This window comes from Devosia sp. Root413D1 (genome assembly GCF_001425235.1).
Classification (GTDB): Bacteria; Pseudomonadota; Alphaproteobacteria; order Rhizobiales; family Devosiaceae; genus Devosia_A.
Map to the genome: position 1 here is coordinate 62,467 of NZ_LMEA01000010.1, position 18,090 is coordinate 80,556.

The 18,090-nt window shown below is 64.9% G+C and carries 17 protein-coding genes; 11 read left to right on the forward strand and 6 right to left on the reverse strand.

From position 1 onward, the window contains the following. Positions 1 to 11 precede the first annotated feature (11 nt). Positions 12 to 707: a GntR family transcriptional regulator gene (locus ASC89_RS15030; protein WP_244488470.1), complete on the forward strand. Its 696-nt coding sequence runs from the start codon at positions 12 to 14 to the stop codon at positions 705 to 707. Positions 708 to 864: 157 nt separating this feature from the next. Here ASC89_RS15030 and ASC89_RS15035 read toward each other — a convergent pair whose 3' ends face one another. Beyond that, a complete protein-coding gene (locus tag ASC89_RS15035; RefSeq protein WP_055999157.1) occupies positions 865 to 1,518 on the reverse strand; it encodes a GntR family transcriptional regulator in 654 nt (217 codons plus the stop codon). A 260-nt stretch (positions 1,519 to 1,778) separates the two neighbouring features. Between ASC89_RS15035 and ASC89_RS15040 the strand changes: the two genes are divergently transcribed. The 10 genes from ASC89_RS15040 (at position 1,779) to ASC89_RS15085 (ending at position 13,505) form a co-directional block, all read left to right on the forward strand. Beyond that, entirely contained in the window at positions 1,779 to 2,894 is a 1,116-nt protein-coding gene (locus ASC89_RS15040) for an ABC transporter ATP-binding protein (RefSeq protein ID WP_055999160.1), read from the forward strand. A gap of 38 nt (positions 2,895 to 2,932) precedes the next feature. Next, a complete protein-coding gene (locus ASC89_RS15045) occupies positions 2,933 to 4,198 on the forward strand; it encodes an ABC transporter substrate-binding protein (protein ID WP_055999163.1) in 1,266 nt (421 codons plus the stop codon). 70 nt (positions 4,199 to 4,268) lie between these two features. After that, complete coding sequence (locus tag ASC89_RS15050) at positions 4,269 to 5,189, forward strand: carbohydrate ABC transporter permease (protein WP_055999166.1); 921 nt, start codon at positions 4,269 to 4,271, stop codon at positions 5,187 to 5,189. A 7-nt stretch (positions 5,190 to 5,196) separates the two neighbouring features. Then, positions 5,197 to 6,084 (forward strand): carbohydrate ABC transporter permease, encoded by an 888-nt coding sequence (locus ASC89_RS15055; protein WP_082528290.1) that lies wholly within the window; start codon positions 5,197 to 5,199, stop codon positions 6,082 to 6,084. Positions 6,085 to 6,135: 51 nt separating this feature from the next. After that, the gene (locus tag ASC89_RS15060) at positions 6,136 to 7,290 is read left to right on the forward strand and encodes an enolase C-terminal domain-like protein (RefSeq protein WP_055999170.1); all 1,155 of its coding nucleotides are present in this window, start codon (positions 6,136 to 6,138) and stop codon (positions 7,288 to 7,290) included. 44 nt (positions 7,291 to 7,334) lie between these two features. After that, positions 7,335 to 8,588 (forward strand): extracellular solute-binding protein, encoded by a 1,254-nt coding sequence (locus ASC89_RS15065; RefSeq protein ID WP_055999173.1) that lies wholly within the window; start codon positions 7,335 to 7,337, stop codon positions 8,586 to 8,588. A gap of 124 nt (positions 8,589 to 8,712) precedes the next feature. After that, the gene (locus tag ASC89_RS15070) at positions 8,713 to 9,672 is read left to right on the forward strand and encodes a carbohydrate ABC transporter permease (RefSeq protein WP_055882709.1); all 960 of its coding nucleotides are present in this window, start codon (positions 8,713 to 8,715) and stop codon (positions 9,670 to 9,672) included. Positions 9,673 to 9,676: 4 nt separating this feature from the next. Beyond that, positions 9,677 to 10,522, forward strand: coding sequence for a carbohydrate ABC transporter permease (locus tag ASC89_RS15075; RefSeq protein ID WP_055999178.1), 846 nt, complete (start codon positions 9,677 to 9,679; stop codon positions 10,520 to 10,522). A gap of 5 nt (positions 10,523 to 10,527) precedes the next feature. Beyond that, a complete protein-coding gene (locus ASC89_RS15080; protein ID WP_055883286.1) occupies positions 10,528 to 11,604 on the forward strand; it encodes an ABC transporter ATP-binding protein in 1,077 nt (358 codons plus the stop codon). Between the two features lie 5 nt (positions 11,605 to 11,609). After that, positions 11,610 to 13,505 (forward strand): DUF2190 family protein, encoded by a 1,896-nt coding sequence (locus tag ASC89_RS15085; protein ID WP_055999185.1) that lies wholly within the window; start codon positions 11,610 to 11,612, stop codon positions 13,503 to 13,505. Positions 13,506 to 13,710: 205 nt separating this feature from the next. On the opposite strand, the gene ASC89_RS15090 is transcribed toward ASC89_RS15085, so the two are convergent. From ASC89_RS15090 to ASC89_RS15110, 5 genes are read right to left on the reverse strand one after another with little or no spacing between them, the layout of a single operon-like run. Beyond that, positions 13,711 to 14,154, reverse strand: coding sequence for a MaoC/PaaZ C-terminal domain-containing protein (locus tag ASC89_RS15090; protein ID WP_055999189.1), 444 nt, complete (start codon positions 14,152 to 14,154; stop codon positions 13,711 to 13,713). Continuing rightward, complete coding sequence (locus tag ASC89_RS15095; RefSeq protein ID WP_055999192.1) at positions 14,154 to 15,248, reverse strand: extracellular solute-binding protein; 1,095 nt, start codon at positions 15,246 to 15,248, stop codon at positions 14,154 to 14,156. Before ASC89_RS15095 ends, ASC89_RS15090 begins: the two co-directional genes overlap by 1 nt. Positions 15,249 to 15,262: 14 nt before the next feature. Continuing rightward, positions 15,263 to 16,414 (reverse strand): CaiB/BaiF CoA-transferase family protein, encoded by a 1,152-nt coding sequence (locus ASC89_RS15100; RefSeq protein WP_055999195.1) that lies wholly within the window; start codon positions 16,412 to 16,414, stop codon positions 15,263 to 15,265. Further along, a complete protein-coding gene (locus ASC89_RS15105; protein ID WP_055999198.1) occupies positions 16,411 to 16,986 on the reverse strand; it encodes a MaoC family dehydratase in 576 nt (191 codons plus the stop codon). The genes ASC89_RS15100 and ASC89_RS15105 overlap by 4 nt, the downstream gene beginning before the upstream one ends. Beyond that, a complete protein-coding gene (locus tag ASC89_RS15110) occupies positions 16,983 to 18,047 on the reverse strand; it encodes a Gfo/Idh/MocA family protein (protein WP_055999201.1) in 1,065 nt (354 codons plus the stop codon). The genes ASC89_RS15105 and ASC89_RS15110 overlap by 4 nt, the downstream gene beginning before the upstream one ends. Between the last annotated feature and the right edge of the window lie 43 nt (positions 18,048 to 18,090).

Sequence of the window (18,090 nt, forward strand, 5' to 3'; positions counted from 1 at the left end):
CGGGCGCACAAGTGGCTGTGAATGAGGGTGCCGATATCGGCCTGGCCGAGGCGCAGCCGGGCGGACGGCTGAGCGATCTGGCCTATACGCGGATCCTGGAAAACCTGTTCGACCGGCGGTTGCCGGCTGGGGCCTTCGTGTCGCAGAACGATCTGGTGAAGCTGCTCGGCATCCCGGTGGCGCCGCTGCGCGATGCGCTGAGGACCCTCGAGGTCGAGGGCATCCTCACCATCCACCCGCGCTCCGGCATCCAGTTCGTCAAGCCCGGGCTCGAGCTCACCAAATCGACCTATCAGTTCCGCACCATCATCGAGCGGGCGGCGGTGCGAGCCTTCGCCGAGCAGGGCGACGAGGACCTGATCCGCGAACTGGGCGACCGGCACCGCACCGTGTCCCGCCACATCGAGACGTCAGGCCTCACGGCGGAGACGATGGAGGAGCTCGAGGCGCTGGAGACGCTGCTCCACAACTCGATCATCGCGATCCTCAGGAACGCGCTGATCGAGACCAGCTACCGACGAATGCACACCTATCTCAAGCTGGTGCGGCTCGACCGCAAACTCACCGCGCCGCTGGCGCAGCGCTCGATCCGCGAGCATCTCGAGATCATCGAAGCGTCCGAAGCGCGCGACCCCGACCGCGCCGAAGCGGCGCTGGTGGCGCATTTCAACGCGGCACTGCAGCGGCATCTCGGGATGTTTGTTTAGGGGTGGCTTAGCCGCGACAGACGGCCCCCTCCCATCCTCCCCCATGAAGGGGGAGGTGCCCCGCCGGTGTGTTTTGCATGATCTAAGACAGAGCCTCGACTCTTCACCTCCCCCTTCATGGGGGAGGCCGGGAGGGGGCCGTCCCTATCAGTCGGGTTCAGGCCGCAAACGTCCTATGCGTCGAGCCCTGGAAATGCGCTTCCATCGCCGCTATGGCGCCGGCGACGTCGCGCTGCTCGAGCGCGGTGATGACGCGCATGTGCTCGTCGACGGTATCGACCAGGTAGCCGCGGAAGCCGGGGCGGCGGTGGACGCGTTGCGCCATGCGGATGTTTTCCTGCAGGCGCTCGTGCGTATCGAGGATAGCGCGGTTACCGAGCGAGGCGACGATCTCGCGGTGCATGCGGCCGTCGAGTTCGAGGAACGGGGTCTGTGCCGCCTCGAACGGGCTGCCATCGGTGAGGCTGATGCGGCACTTCTCGTGGTTGAGGCGCATGCCGGCGAGCCAGGCGTCGGAGACGGTGTCGCCGAAGCTTTTGAGCGCGAAAATCTCGATCATGATGCGGAACTGGTAGTTCTCGCGGATGAACGCCACCTCCGGGTAGACGATCTTGATGCCGGCGCGCGGCTTGATCTCGACCAGCCCGAATTCCTCCAGCAGCACCAGCGTTTCGCGCAGCGGCGACAGCGACAGCCCGAGCAGCTCGCAGAGTTCGGATTGGGTCACCACCATGCCGGCTTCGAGCGTGCCGTCATTCATCGCCTTGCGGAAGCGGCGGTACCCTTCGTTGTCGTTTCGGACGTCAGACATGTTCACCGGTGAATTGGTCGAGAGGCGTGTTCGCACTTTAGTATATCAACAGGCGATTTGGAAATCTCAGCAAAACGCCAGAGAACACAGGTTTCTGCGGAGCTTGCAAGCTACCAGATCACGCCTACGGGGCGTGTTGGAGGGCGTTCTGGACGAGTCGGTACCTTGACTTGAGATATCATTGCCGCTCAATAATATCTCAACGGAGGGGTCGCATGAAGCTGGTGATGGTGTCGCGGTCGACGGGCAGGGGCTGCTAGGTGGCCGCGGTCGAGCTCAAAAACGTGCGCAAGTCGTTCGGAACGGTCGACGTCATCAAGGGCGTGGACCTGACCATCGACAAGGGCGAGTTCGTGGTGTTCGTCGGCGCCTCGGGCTCGGGCAAATCGACGCTGCTCAGGATGATCGCCGGGCTCGAGACGGTGAGCGATGGCGATATCCTGATCGACGGCAAGGACGTCACCTTTGCCGAGCCGTCGGAGCGGGGCATCGCCATGGTGTTCCAGTCCTACGCGCTCTACCCGCACATGAACGTCTACGACAACATCGCCTTCAACCTGAAGCTGGCGCGCTTCGGCAAGGACGAGATCGACAAGCGGGTCAAGGAAGCCGCGCGGATTTTGCGGCTCAATGAGCTGCTCAGCCGTTCGCCGGCGCAGCTGTCGGGCGGCCAACGCCAGCGTGTCGCCATCGGCCGCGCCATCGTGCGCAACCCCAAGGTGTTCCTGTTCGACGAGCCACTGTCGAACCTCGATGCGGCGTTGCGCGTGCAGATGCGGCTCGAGATCGAGCGGCTGCACCGCGAGCTCGGCACCACGATGATCTACGTGACGCATGACCAGGTGGAGGCGATGACCCTCGCCGACCGGATCGTGGCGCTCGATAATGGCCGTATCCAGCAGGTCGGGCCGCCGCTCGATCTCTATGCACGCCCCAACAACCTGTTCGTTGCCGGCTTTATCGGCTCGCCCAAGATGAACCTGTTGCCGGCCAAGGTGCTGAGCGCCGCCGACGGCAAGGCGACGATGGGGCTCGACACCAGCAGCGGAACCAAGGTCGACCTTACGACCCGCGGCGCCAGCATCGGTGACGCGGTGACGCTCGGGGTGCGGCCGGAGACGCTGGAAGTGGTGGCCGCCGGGGCCGCGGTGCCCGCCGGGCTGACCGCGCTGCCGGCGCGGGTCGAGTCGGTCGAGCGGCTCGGCAACATCACATACGCCTATCTCGATGGAGGAACGCCGGAGGTGATCACCGTGCAGGTGATGGGCCATTCCGATCTCCAGCCGGGGCAGGAGGTCCAGGTCGGGCTGCGGTCCGACCAGGTGCACGTGTTCGACGCAGCGGGCGCCGTCATGGCGTCGGCCGTCGGCAGATAAATCCGGCGCGAAAGCCGGACTATACAGGAGGAGAGACTATGCTTCGTATAAGGACCGCCGCGCTTGCCGGCGGCGTCGCGTTGAGCCTGATGGCCGGCGCCGCGATGGCCCAGGATGCGGTGACGCTGAACGTCTGGTCGGACACGCCGCGCCTCACCATGTTCGATCTCTATGACAAGACGCACGACAACGTGATGCTCAACGTCACCACCGTGGCGCCGGCCGACCTGATCGCCAAGATCCAGCTGGCTTTGCAGGCGAAGAGCGAAATCCCCGACGTGATCTTCATGTCGGATATCGGGTACACCGCGCAGCTCTCGACCCGCCGCTCGAACTACCTGCTCGATCTCACCGACAAGGTGCCGCAGGCGCTGCAGGACGAGTTCTACCCGAACGGCAACTCGCCCTGCCATGTGAACGGCAAGCTGCTCTGCATGCGCAACGACCTGGCGCACATGATCGTCTGGTACGACAAGCCGGCGATGGAAGCGCTCGGCAAGGCCGTGCCGACCACCTGGGAAGAATTCCAGAAGCTCGGTGAAGAGCTGGCGCCGCAGGGCCTCAGCCTCGGCACCGGCGTCGAGGCGTTTCCGCTCTACTCCATGCTGGTCTCCGATGGCTGCGACATGGTGATGCCGGTCGAAGGCAAGGAAGACACCGTCAAGATCGATCTCACCACCGACAAGTGCCTGAAGCCGGCGCGCATGGTCGATGCGATGCTGGCCAATGGCAGCCTGACCAAGGTCGGGCCGTTCGAGCCGGATTTCGTGGCGCTCGCCAAGGGCGGCAAGATTCCGCTGATGATCGGGCCGACCTGGTTCGGCGAATACGTGATCAAGCCGACCTATGAATGGCCGGCCGGCAAGCTCGCCGCGGCGCTGCCGCTGAAGTGGGACGACCAGAGCCAGCCGCTGACCTGGAGCTGGGGCGGTGGCACCTATGGCGCCTGGAAGGACACGGCGCATCCGGCCGAGGCGGTCGACCTCGTCACCTGGATGTCGACCGACATCGCCAACCAGACCGCCGCGGTGACGCTGCCGGGGCACCGGCCGTCGGCCGAAGCCTGGGGCGCGCGCCTCGCCGCTGACGCGTATTACGCCGATCCGAACGTCTTCAAGGTGGAAGCCGATGCGGCGGCGTTCAGCCATCCCGGCTATGTGAGCCTCCGCTTCTCGGTCAGCGACGCGATCGCCAAGGTGGTGGTGCAGCCGCTTTCGAGCGGCGGCACGGTGGAAGGCGCCCTGCCGGCGCTGCAGACCGAGCTGACCAACCTCGCCAAGCTCAACGGCTACCAGGTCGAATAACGAACAGACCGGACGCGTCCTGACGGGCGCGTCCGGTTCATGACGCGGGGCAGCAATGAGCGCTACGGCAATGGCATCGGATGTGAGGGCGGCGACGAGCGATCGCGCCCGCAAGGAAAAGCAGAAGGCACGGCGCGATACGCGCATGTCGTATCTGCTGCTGGCGCCTTACCTGCTGCTGCTGATGATGTTCGGGCTGTTTCCCATCGCCTATGCCTTCGGGCTCAGCTTCTTTGACACCATCGAAATGGTGTTCTGGGGCGTCACCAACTACCAGTTCGTGTTCGACGATTTCCGCGTGCCGGCGAGCGTCGTCAATGTGCTGGCCTTCGTCGCCATCTGGGTGACCATCACCATGATCGGCGTCGCGGCGCTGTCGCTGATGCTGGACAGCATCAATCGCAAGACCGCCAATACGCTCAGGACCATCTACTTCCTCCCCGGCGCCGTCACTTCATCGGCCATCGTGGTGCTGTGGCTGTTCGTGCTCGACCCCTCGGTCAGCCCGTTCCAGCCGGTGCTGCACAGCTTGGGCTGGGGCACGCGCGCCGACGTGATCTCGGGCATCGGGCTCGCCGGGGTGTTCGCCGTGATGGCGTATTTCTCGGCTTCGGGCGGCTGGATCGTGGTGTTCGGCGGGGCGCTGTCGAGCCTCCCCACCGAGGTGATGGAGGCGGCGCGCATCGATGGCGCCAACCGCTTCCAGCTCGCCACCCGCATCAAGCTGCCGATGATCTGGCGCTCCCTGGTGCTGATGGGAATCCTGAGTTTTGCCGGCGGCCTGCAGCTCTTCGTCGAGCCGCAACTGATGGGGCTGGCCGGGCCGCAATTCGCGCAGAACGACTGGTCGCTGAACCAGATGGCATTCCAGTACGCCTTCCGGATGGGCGATTTCGGCGCCTCGGCGGCGCTCAGTTCGCTGCTGGTCGGCTCGTCCATCGTCATCGCGCTGGTGATCGTTTTCGCCACCAAATTCTACAAGATCGATTGAGGGCGGAATGAGCAGCAGAACCGCACCGATGCGCCTCAACCTCGGCCGTTTCGTCGTCTTTGCAACGCTGGCCTTCGCGGTGTGCTTTTACGGCATTCCGCTGCTCTGGCTGTTCATCGCCGGCACCCGCTCGGAAGCGTCGCTGCTCACCGATCCGCCGTTTGCGCTGGGCACCTGGGAAGCGTTCAGCCGCACCTGGACCAATCTCACCACCTACAACAACTTCCAGATCCTGACCTGGGCCGGCAATTCGCTGATCTATTCGGTGGGCGGCGTGCTGCTGTCGCTGATCGCCTCGATCCCCGGCGGCTATGCGCTGGCGCAGTCGGAGTTCCCGGGCCGCAAGCTCATCCTGACGCTGACGCTGATCGCCATGATCACGCCGTCGACCGCCGTGGTGCTGCCGATCTTTCTCGAGCTGAACCTCCTCGGCCTCAGCAACACCTATGCCGGGCTGATCCTCGCGAGCGGCTTTTTCCCGTTCGGCGTCTATCTCACCTATGTCTACTTCTCGACCTCGCTGCCCAAAGGCGTGATGGATTCCGCCCGGGTCGATGGCGCCAACCGGTTCCAGCTGTTCACCCGCATCGCGCTGCCGCTGGCCCGGCCGATCATCGCGCTGGTGGCGTTCTTCAGCTTCCTCGCCATCTGGTCGAACTACTTCCTCGCCTTCGTGCTGCTCAGCGACGACAAGCTCTACAACCTGCCGGTGGGGCTGACGGCGCTGGTGAGCGGCTCAGGCGCGCTCAGCAACCTGCCGTCCAACGATGTGCCGATCAAGAAGCCGGAGGTGGTGCTCGCCGCCATCCTCGTGGTGCTGCCGGTGCTGCTGATTTTCATGGCCGCGCAGCGGTTCGTACGCTCCGGCATGCTGTCGGGCGCGGAAAAGGGTTAGCGGCCAGGTCCTGCCTGGGCTGGCCGCCAAGCATCTATTTAGGAGGATTGAATGAAGATCACGGGGTTCACGGCATGGCTGGTCGAGCACGAGCCGGGACCGAAATTCATCTGGCGCGACGGCATTCCCGGTTCGCACGGTGACATTCCGCGTGGCTCCAAGCCGCATAAGGCGGTGATCCGCATGGAGACCGATGCCGGAATCGACGGCGTCATCGAGATGGGCCGCGGCGAGGCGGTGATCGACCTAGTGCGCCGCCGCTACCACGAGTTCATCGGCGAGAACCCGCTGCTCACCGAACGGATGTGGCGGCTGATCTGGGAGATCGACCGGATCGAGGAGATCCACATGCGGCACCTCGGCATGCTCGACATGCTGTGCTGGGACGTCAAATCGCAGCACGCCAAGATGCCGATCTACCAGATGCTGGGCGGCGACAACCGGGTGGTGCCGGCCTACGCCTCGACAGTCACCTGGCCGACGATGGACGAGTACGAGCGCTACATCAAAATGAGCCGCGATGTCGGCTTCAAGGCGTTCAAGCTGCATGCCTGGGGCGGCCCGGTGAAGCGCGACATTGAGCTCTGCAAGAACCTTCGCAAGTGGGTCGGGCCCGATGCGGACCTGATGTTCGACGGCTCGGCCGGCTGGGACTATGTCAACGCGCTGGAGTTCGGCAAGGCGATCCAGGATCTCGGCTTCCTCTGGTACGAGGAGCCGATGCGCGAGTTCCATCTCGGGGCCTACACCAAGCTCTGCGAGAAGCTCGATATCCCGATCCTCGCCGCCGAAACCTCGGACGGCGTACATGGCAACATGGCGACCTGGATCGAGAACAAGGCGCTCGACATGACGCGCGTCTCGACCTTCTACAAGGGCGGTTACACCGGCTCGATGAAGGTGGCGCATCTGAGCGAAAGCCACGGCATGCGGGCCCAGGTGCATGGCATGGGGCTGGAGAACGCGCAGATCTGCGCCGCCATCTCGAACAACGACTATTATGAGCAGCTCGTGATGAACGAGGAGCAGATCAAGGGCCTCGACAAGCTCGGGCCGCTCGCGATCGTCGATGGCGACCTGACGGTCAGCGACGAGCCGGGCATCGGTTACGAGTTCGACTTCAAGAAACTCGACGAGACGGCCCTGACGAAGGTCTCAGTCAGCGAACGGTTGACGCCGCGTGGGGCTGAGGTACCATGGCACTGATATATCAGATTACGTAACTGAGCTATCATTGGGAGGAGAGACTTATGACGGCCAAGTTCGATAGACGATCAGTCCTGAAGCTGGGCGGCGGTATGCTGGCCGCTTCGGCGCTGCTGCCGCACCAGGCGTTCGCCCAGCAGACGGCGATCAACTACTGGCACACCTTCACCAGCCAGTCGGAAGCTGCAGGGTTGCAGGCGGTGCTCGACCTGTTCAAGGCCGCGCATCCCGACGTTGCAGTGACGCCCGAGAACATCCCCAATCCCGAGTTCATGGCCAAGATCACCGCGGCCGTGGTCGGCGGCAGCCGCCCGAACGTGACGATGGTTTCGTCCGAGCGCTTCGAGGACCTGCTCGCCATGGGCGCGCTCAGCGACATGACCGACCGCATTGCCGGCTGGGAGCGGCGTGGCGACTTCGACGACAAGCGTTTCGCCTCGATCACCAAGGACGGCAAGACCTATGGCGTGCCGGGCTTCACGTTCGTGGACTGGGGCTACTATCGCAAGGACTGGTTCGATGAAGCCGGCCTTGCCGCGCCGACCACCTATGACGAGTTCCGCGATGCGGCGATCAAGCTGACCGACGCGTCCAAGGGCCGTTTCGGTTTCGGCTTGCGAGGCGGCCCCGGCGGCCAGAATTTCGTGGTCAACGTCATCGAAGCGTTCGGCTCGCCGGTGAAGAAGGAAGACGGCACCATCGGGCTCGACCGCGATATCGTCGTCAAGGCGCTCGACTGGTATGCGGGGCTGCTGGTCAAGGACAAGGCCGTGCCGCCGAGCGCCGCCAATGATGGCTTCCAGCAGGTCATCAGCGGCTTCCAGACCGGGCAGACCGCGATGATCTGGCACCACACCGGCTCGTATCAGGACATTGCGAGCAAGCTGAAGCCGGGCGTCGAATTCGGCACCTTCGCGATGCCGGCTGGCCCGGCAACCCGGGTGGCGCGCCTCGCCTACGCCTATAACTGCATCACCAACGACGAAAACGCCGACGCCGCCTGGGAATGGATCAAGTTCTGGGGCGAGCCGGATGCCGCCGTCGCTTTCCTCGAGAAGACCGGCTACATGCCGGCCTCGACCGTCGCGGCGCAGGACCAGCGCATCGTGGGCAACCCGATGTACAAGGCCGCCGCGGATACGCTCGGCTTCGGCATCCCGCAGCCGAGCTTCCCGGGTGCGGCCGGCTGGGCGCAGAACACCGTGCTGCCGGCGCTGCAGCAGATCCTGATCGGCCAGGCGACGCCCGACCAGGCTGCCGATCAGATCATCGAGGGGCTGGCTGCGGCCATCGCCTGATCCCTGGCGGCCGGTGCAAGCCGGCCGCCTTCTCCCCCGACCCGATCAACGCCAAGTCTAAGTTGTCGCGCTTCCGAACCGGAAAAGTCTGCAACTTTTCCTGGAAGCCCTCCAAGGAGCCCCGATGAGCCGAGGCCGTGCCATGGCTGCCCTGCCGCCACCGCGCTCCACCTGGGACGCGATCAATCCGCTGCGGCTGCTCGGCGAGCTCTCCGAGACGCGCTACTGGATGTATCTGCTGCTGCTGCCCAGTGCGCTGCTGATCACCGCAATCGTGCTGTTCCCCACCGTTTACGGCTTCCAGCTGAGCTTTACCGAGATGCGGCTCAACCGGCCGGCTGGCAACGGCGCGTTCGTCGGGCTCAAGCACTACCAGCGCATGCTGGCCGACCCGATCTTCTGGCTGTCGCTGCGCAACACCGCAGTGTGGGTGACCTTCTCGATCCTCATCGAGTTCGTTGTCGGCCTCGTCGCCGCGCTGGCGCTCAACCGCAACCTGTGGGGCGGCAAGGTGCTGGCGGTGCTGATCCTCGTGCCCTACTTCCTGCCCAACGTGGTGGCGGGCAACATGTGGGCCCTGATGCTCGACAGCCGGGTCGGCGTCATCAACGACATTCTCGTCAATATCGGCCTTCTCCAGGAATACAAGGCGTGGTTTGCCGACCCCAACACGGCGATGGCAACGGCGATCTTCGTCGAGGCCTGGCATAGTTTTCCGTTTTTCACGCTGCTGATCATGGCGGGCCTCAAGGGCATCCCAACCGATCTCTACAAGGCGGCCGATATCGATGGGGCAGGAGCGTTTGCGCAACTGCGGCTGATCACACTGCCAATGCTGCGCACCATCATTGCGGCGGCGGTGATCCTGCGCGTCATCGGCCTCGTCAACTCACCGGATCTGCTGCTGATCCTGACCCAGGGCGGGCCCGGACGGTCGACGCAGGTGCTGTCGCTCTATGCGTTCCAGAACGCCTATTCGGATTTCAACTTCGGCTATGCGGGCGCGCTGTCGGTGGTGATGTTCGTACTGCTGATGCTGTTTGCCTGGGCCTATATCCGGCTCAGCAAGGTCAACCAGGACTAGCGCCATGGCCCAGACCCGCTCCGGCTCCAACCTCATCTGGAACATCCTCAGCTACGCGGTGCTGATCCTGCTCGCCGTGCTCAGTATCGGTCCGCTGCTCTGGATGCTGCTGACCTCGTTCAAGGTCGAGGACGACATCGTGACCCGCACGATGGTGTATCTCCCCACCCGCTTCACGCTCGAGAACTACATCAAGCTGTGGAACCAGTCGGGCTATCCGGTCCTGGTGATCAACAGCCTCGTCACCACCACGCTGACGGTGGCGATCTGCCTGTTCACCGGCACCATCGCCTCATACGCCTTCTCGCGCTTCAACTTCCCCGGCCGCACGCCGCTGATGCTGGGCTACCTCGTGGTGCGCATGTTTCCGGCGGTGCTGATGATCATCCCGCTGTTCATCGTGATGCGGAACCTCGGCCTGTTCGACACCAGCCTCGGCCTCGCCGTCGCCTATACAAGCTTCCTCCTGCCGCTGTTCGTCTGGATGCTGAAGGGCTTTTTCGACGCGGCGCCGACGGAACTCGAAAGTGCGGCACGGATCGACGGCTCGACCCGCATCGGCGCGATGTTCCGCATCGTCATCCCGATCGCGCGGAATGGGCTCGTCGCCACCTGTGTGTTCGTGGCGATCGCCGCATGGAACGAGTATCTGTTCGCCCTGATGCTCACGTCCAGCACCGGCTCGCGCACCTGGCCGGTCGGGTTGCAGCTGATGGTCGGCGAGTTCCAACTGCCCTGGGGCATGCTGGCCGCCGGCGGCATCATTTCCATCATTCCAGTGATTGTGCTGTTCGCCCTCGTGCAGCGCGTCATGGTTGCCGGCATCACCGCCGGCGCAGTCAAGGGTTAGTGCCGATGGCCACTCTGTCGATCAAAGGCGTGCGCAAGAGTTTTGGCGCGGTCGAGGTGCTGAACAATATCGACATCGAGGTCGAGGACGGCGGCTTCCTGGTGTTGCTGGGCCCATCGGGGTGCGGAAAATCGACGCTCCTGGCGATCATTGCCGGGCTCGAGCCGAGCTCGGGCGGCGACATCCTGATCGGCGACAAGAACGTCAACGACGTGCACCCCAAGGACCGCAACATCGCCATGGTGTTCCAGTCCTACGCGCTCTACCCGACCATGCCGGTGCGCCGGAACATCGGCTTCGGGCTCGAGATGCGGAAGGTCGACGCGAAGGAGCGTGAGGCGGCGGTGCAGCGGGCGGCGGAGCTGTTGCAGATCGAGCACCTGCTCGACCGCAAACCGGGGCAGCTTTCGGGCGGGCAGCGGCAGCGCGTCGCCATGGGGCGGGCGATCGTCCGCAACCCCGACCTGTTCCTGTTCGACGAGCCGCTGAGCAACCTCGATGCGAAGCTCCGGGTCGAGATGCGGACCGAGATCAAGCGGCTGCACGACCGGCTCGGCACCACCACGGTCTATGTGACGCACGACCAGGTCGAGGCGCTGACGCTCGGCACCAAGGTGGCGGTGATGAAGGGCGGGGTGATCCAGCAGCTCGCCGACCCCGAGACCATCTATGACCGGCCGGCCAACATGTTCGTCGCCGGCTTCATCGGCTCGCCGACAATGAATTTTCTCACGGGCATGCTGGAGCACGGCGATGGCGGGCTGGTGCTGCGCCACGCCGCCGGGTCTCTCGCACTCGTCGGGCTGGAGCAGGACGTGGCGGCGTTTGTCGGTCGTGAAGTGGTCGCGGGCATCCGGCCGGAGACACTCAACGCCGGGCAGGGCGCGGCGGGACTTCAAGGCATCGTCGATGTGGTCGAGCCGACCGGCCCGGACACCATGGTGATCGTCAGCGTCGGCGGGCAGCTGCTTACGGCGCGGCTCGGGCCCAAGGTGCGGCCGAAGCCGGGCGATACGCTCAACCTCAGCGTCGACACCGCCGCCATCAACCTCTTCGACCCCGTAACGGGCAACCGGATCTAGCCAGCATGAGCAGCGCCTCCAGCACGCCGTCGATCGAGGCGGCCGATATCCTCCCCTTGCCCGAATGGGCGCTGCTGCAACGGCAGATCTTCGCAGTGCTGAACGAGGCGGCGATCGAGTTCGCCGACCGCTACACCCGGCCTGACGGGACGCTGATCTGGCGCGATCGCTGGCCGGGCATGGATGGCTCGGACGACCCCTATGAGGGGTTCATGAACATGCCGCTGTTCTACGCGCTGGGCGGCTCGGATGAGGTGTACAAGCGCTCGCGCACCATCTGGGACGGCATCACTTGGCAGTGGACCGAGTACGGGCAGATCCATCGCGAGTACGACGCCTATTACGACTGGATGCACCACGGCGAGAGCAACCTGTTCTTCTATTTCTTCGGTCTCGCGGATCCGGCCGTGCCCAAGGACCGCCAACGCACCCGGCGCTTCGCCGGCTTCTACAATGGCGAGGATGCCGAGGCTGAGAACTGGGATGCGGAGCGCAAGCTGATCCGCTCACCGATATCAGGCAGCCGTGGCCCGCGCTTCACGCAGACGGCAGAGGATTGGTCGACGCATCGCGAAATCCTCGATGACTACCTGCCGCCCTTCGAGGATCTGCCGGGGATCGACAAATACGGCCTGAAGACGCCGTGGTCGGACGATGCGACCTATGCCGAAATCCTCACCCGCATCAACCTGCGGCAGTCGCGTGGCGACGTGCCGCTCAACCTCGGCGCCACCTCGCTGATGACGCATGCTTTCGCCTATACCGGCGAGGAGAAATACCGGGCCTGGGTGCTCGATTATCTCGCGGCCTGGGAAGAGCGTACGGCGCGCAATGGCGGAATCACGCCCGACAATATCGGGCTCTCAGGCGAGATCGGCGAATATAACGACGGCAAGTGGTGGGGCGGCTATTACGGCTGGCGCTGGCCGCATGGCTCGTTCTCACTGCTCGAGCCGCTTTGTGTCTCTGGCGTCAACGCGGCGGTCCTCACCGGAGACATGGCACATCTGAAGCTGGCGCGTTCGCAGCTCGACATGCTGTGGGGGCTCAGGCGCGAGGAGGGTGGCCAGCAGCTGGTGCCGAACCGGCACTATGACGAAGGCTGGCGCGACTATCGCCGCTTCCACCCGATGTACGGGGTATACCTGTGGAACGTCTCGATGGCTGAGGAGGACGCCGAGCGGGCCGAGCGCGGCTGGGCCGGTGACCTGTTCGACGCGGTGAACCCGGCCTATCACGGCTATGGCAAGACCAATGGCGGCCATATGGGCTTCAACGGCAATACCGCGCAGTGGTTCAGGTTCATGCGCGGCAACGACCCGGGCTATCCCGAGGCGGTGCTGAAGGCCGACCTCCAGACCATCACTGAGCAGATCGCCAACTATCGCAAGGCCGAGAATGATCCCGAGACGATGGATCACTACCGGGAGTCGATGACCATCCATATGTGGCAGCAGCTGACGCCGATGGTGGTGGAAGCGCTGACGCAGCTGACGCTGGGCGGGCCGATGCACGTCTATCACGGCGGGCTGCAGGTGGCGCGGTTCCGCTATTTCGACGCAGCCGGCAAACGCCCGGGCTTGCCGCAAGGCGTCGCGGCTTTGGTCGATGGGCTCTCACACGACGGCGCGACGCTGACGCTGGTCAACACCGACGCCGTGCATGCGGCCGAGGTGGTGATCCAGGGCGGGGTGTTCGGGGAACACGACATTACGTCTGTGCAGCTCGGCGATGCCGCGCCGGTGGCGGTCGGCGGGCGGTGGCTTACCGTGAAGCTCGCAGCCGGCGCGACGGCGCGGCTGACGCTGGGCATGCGGCGGTTCGCCAATGCGCCGAGCTATGACACGCCGTGGGTGCGGGCGGCGGATGGGCCGGCGCCGTTGCTGGAGCGGGAGGAGTAGCGCCAGCAACATCGTGCGCGCTGCACACCCCACCCCATCCCTCCCCGTCAAGGGGAGGGTGCCCGCTGGTGGCCATGGCGGGATCCAGCCACAAACTGGATGCCACCTCCCCCTTGACGGGGGAGGCAAGCGAAGCTTGGGAGCGAGAGCGACCTAGCGTAGCTCGGAGGGGGTGCGCGGAGGCACGGTGTTTGTCGGGACGGTGCTACCCCCGCCGCTGCGCCAGGTAGATATGATCGCACGCCAGCACCGTCTCACCACGCTGGTTGAGCACCCGCACCTGCTCGGTCACCCGTCCGTATTGCGGGCGCTTCGGATCGTCGTCCAGCGCCGCAATGGTCAGCTCGGTGTGGATGGTATCGCCGATGAATACCGGCTTGGGGAAGCGCAGGCGTTCGTAGCCGTAGGTGAAGGCGAGCGGGTTGATTTCGGTGGCGGTGAGGCCGATGCCGATGGCGAAGGTCATGGTGCCGTGGGCGATGCGCTGGCCGAATTCCGAGCCTTTCATGAACTCGGCGTCCATGTGGTGCGGGAAGAAATCGCCGGTATGGCCGGCGTGGACGACGAAGTCGGTCTCGGTGATGGTGCGGCCGCTGGTCTTCCTGATCTCGCCGACGACATAGTCCTCGAAGTGGCGCGGCCGCTCCATCAGAAACTCTCCCGAAACAGCCGATCGAGATCGGCGAGGATGGTCGCGGGCGCCTCACCCGCCAGCAGGCCGGCATTGAGCCGCTGCGATGCGGCGTCCTGGAACGCCATGTAGCCATTGTGGCGCGGGCGGACATAGGCGCCCTCGAGGGTTTTGCGGGTGCCGCGATAGAAGTTGCCGGCGGCGGCGTTCATCGCATCGTCTTCCCAGGCCGTGGCATGGCCGGGCTGGCCGCCGGAGCCGGCATAGAGGGTGCGCTGCACCTCCGCAGAGGCGACCCAGTAGGCGTAGTCGATGGCGGCTGCCTTGTTCTCGGAGAAGGCGGAGACGGCGATGCCGGTGCCGCCGAGGGCCGACCCTTTGGCGCCGGGCAGCGGGATATCGGCAAAGGTCAGCTGCTGCGGGCGGAAACCCGGCACGGCGTAGCTGACATAGCCGTAGCCGAGCGGCATCAGCGCCACCTGCGCATCCGGACGCGCCATCGCCTCGGAGGCGGCGATGGGGTCCATGGAGAAGTCGGCGGGGTCGAGGTGTTGCGCAACTTCGGCCAGCATCTCGATGGCGCGGATGCCGGTAGCCGTGTCGACCAGCGGGCCGTTCTCGACTGCGCAGGGATGGCCAAGATTGGCGGTCAGGGTGAAGAAGCTCATCATCGAGTGCGGCGGCAGCAGCGGGAAGACGACGCGTCCGGCCTTGGCCAGCGCCACGACATCGTCCCAGTGCTGCGGCGCATCGATAAGGTCGGCGCGATAGGCCATGACCTGCGTTGCGGCATCGATCGGGAACGCCCATTGGTGCCCGGCATACTCGTAGCTCGGGTAGGACGCGCCGACCGAGCCTTCGGCCAGCGCCTGCCGCTCGGCCTCGCGGCCGGGCACATCGAGCGGGGCGAGGCAACCTTCCTCGACGACCTGGCCGACATGCGGGTGATCGATGACGATCATATCGTACTGGCGCGCCAGTTCCTCGACCGGGAACGACTCGAAATCCTGGAGGCTCCGCTTGTCCCATTCGATGGTGACGCCGGTTTTCTCGGCCCAGGCTCTGGCGGTCGCCACCATCGGATCATAGCCACGCGGATGGCTCCAGGTCATGCCCCTGAGGATAGTCACAGGCCGAACTCCTTGCGGATTTTGTCGCTTTGCTCGCCGATCAGCGGTGCGGCGCGATGCGTCTGGGTGCGCTGGCCGTCGATGCGGAGCGGCGAGCGGGTCGTGAGAATGGAGACGCCGTCGTCGCGCGTGACGGTCTGCAGCATGTCGAGCGCCTTGAACCCTTCGCTCTCCATGAGCTCGGGCCATTCGAGCACCTTGGCGCACCAGATATCGGCGGGCTCCAGCACGGCGAGCCATTCGGTGGTGGTGTGGGTCGCCAGCCGTTCGGCGATGATGCGTTTGATCTCGTCGCGGGCGCTGAACCAGCTTTTGGGATCGGCCGCGAAGGCGTCGAGCGCCGGCAGTTCGAGCAGGTCGCGGATCTTGCCGAGCGGCGTCATGGCGAGGGCGAGCCAGCCATCGGCGGTCGGGTAGACGCCGTAAGGCGCGGAGAGATAGGCGTGGGCCGAGCGGAAGCCGGAGCGCTTCGGGGTGCGACGGCCATCGTTGAGGTGAGTGGTCAGCACCTCGAACTGGAAATCGACCAGCGCTTCGAGGAGGCTGGTTTCGACGTGTGCGCCTTGTCCGGTGCGCCCTTTCTTCACCAGCGAGGCGAGGATGCCCTGCGCCACCGCGGCGCCGGCCAGCATGTCGGCGATGGCGAGGCCGAACGGCACCGGACCCTGATCGTGATCGCCATTGAGCCACATGACGCCGGAACGGGCCTGCGCCAAGAGGTCCTGGCCGGGACGCTGCACCCACGGTCCCTCGTCGCCATAACCTGTTATGGAGGCATAGACGATGCCGGGGTTGAGCGCCTTGACGCTGTCATAATCGAGGCCGAGGCGCTCGATGACTCCGGGCCGGAAGTTCTGCAGCATCACGTCTGCCTGGCCGAGCAGCTTTCTGAGCGCCGCGATGTCATCGGGGTTTTTGAGGTCGAGCGCCAGGCTCTCCTTGGACCGGTTGATGGCGTGGAAGATCGTGCTATCGCCGCCGATCTCGGTGTCACTGAGATAGAGCCGGCGGCTGAGGTCGCCGCCATCGGGGCGTTCGATCTTGATGACGCGGGCGCCCAGATCCTGCAGGCGCAGCGAAGCATAGGGGCCGGAGAGGAACTGGCAGAGATCGACGACGAGCACGCCGTCGAGAGGGAGGCTGGTCATTTCTCAGCGGTCTTTTCTGTTTGGCCGCTGTCGCGAGCCTGCCCTTCGAAGTCGGCTGCGTTGCGGTATTTCACGGTCTGCAGATGCTCGCAGTAGAGCACCAGTTCGCCTTCGCCCTTGAACACTTCATAGCTGGCGCGGATCAGGCCGAGCTCCTTATATTTCGGGCGTTTTTCCAGGTTGGTGCGGATCGTGTAGATGGTGTCGCCGATGAAGGTCGGCTTGATGAACCTCAGCTTGTCATAGCCATAGCTGAAGGCATTGATGCAGTTGGTGGCGACGAGCCCCAGCCCGGCCGAAAAGACGAAGGCGCCGGCGACGAGGCGGCGGCCGAACTGGCCCTCAGTGGTGGCGAAGATCTCGTCGGCCACATAGGGGTGCATGTCGGTGACCAGCGCGTTGAACTGCATGCTCTCGCCCTCCGAGATGGTGCGGCGGAGCGAGCGGATTTTGTGGCCGACCTCAAAGTCCTCGTAGAACCAGTTCTCGGCGTTCCACACCGGTAGCCGGGCGTGCTCGGCGGGCATGGTGGTCGGGTTGGTCGAGTGAACACCGACGGTCGGCGTGCTCATGGCGCGGATCTCACTGGGGTGGCGGGCTTCGCGGCGGACTCGAAGGCGGCTTCGGCCAGCGCCATGGTGTGCCAGGCGTCTTCGACACCGGTGACGAGACGGTCGTCCTCGCCGGCGGCGTAGCGCTGCAGATTGCTCATCGTGCCGATGAAGGCGTGCGGGAACCATTTTCCGGCGAGTGGCACCTGGGTCCAGTCATCATCCCGCTGGGTGATCCAGAGTTCGTCCGGTTCGCCCTCGGGGTAATTGAGCAACAGGCCGAGCTTCACCATAGCGGCGCCTTCAGTGCCGTCGATACGGAAGCTCGCATCCTGGAAGCGGCGGCCCCAATCATGGTTGTGATTGATCGAGAAGGTGACGCGCTGGTCGGGCGCGAAATCGAACAGCGCCGAAGTGCGAGTCTGGGCCAGTGTCGTCGACGGGTGGCCGAGCGTCCGGGCATGGACGCCGGTGGGGTTACCGAGCAGGGCGCGGAGCGTGTCGAGGTAGTGGATCGAGTGCACCGCGATCTCGACCCGGGGCATACCGTTGAGAAACGGGAACAGCTGCCAGGGGGTGACGAGGTTGAGGTGCACCTCGACATCGATCAGCCGGCCGAGCCAGCCACGCTGCAGCGCGTCGGCGACGGCCAGCAGCATCGGCGAAAAGCGGAGCTGGAAGTTGACCGCGGCCTTCAGCGACTTGGCCCGGCAGAGGTTCAGGATGGCGGTAGCTTCGGCGAGGTTGCGGCCCATCGGCTTCTGCAACAGCACGGCGGCGCCATCGGGCAGTTTTGGCAGCACGTCGAGATGGGCAGCGGGGGGCAGGGCGAGGTCATAGACCGCATCGGGCGTGGCGATCGCCTCATCGAGCGAGGCGAAGGCGCGGGTGCCCCATGCCTCGGCGACAGATCTGGCGCGGTCGGCATCGAGGTCGAACACCCCGGCGACCGGCAGGTTGGCGAGCCGGTAGGCCGGCAGGTGCGCGTCGGTGACGATGCCGCCGGCGCCGATGATAACGATCGGTCTGGGGTTGCCCGGCGGGGGCCAGTTTTGCCTGAGGGCTCCGACGTCGATGCTCACCTGCTCCTCGCTCGGACCATTCTTATGTGAATGGGTATTTCAC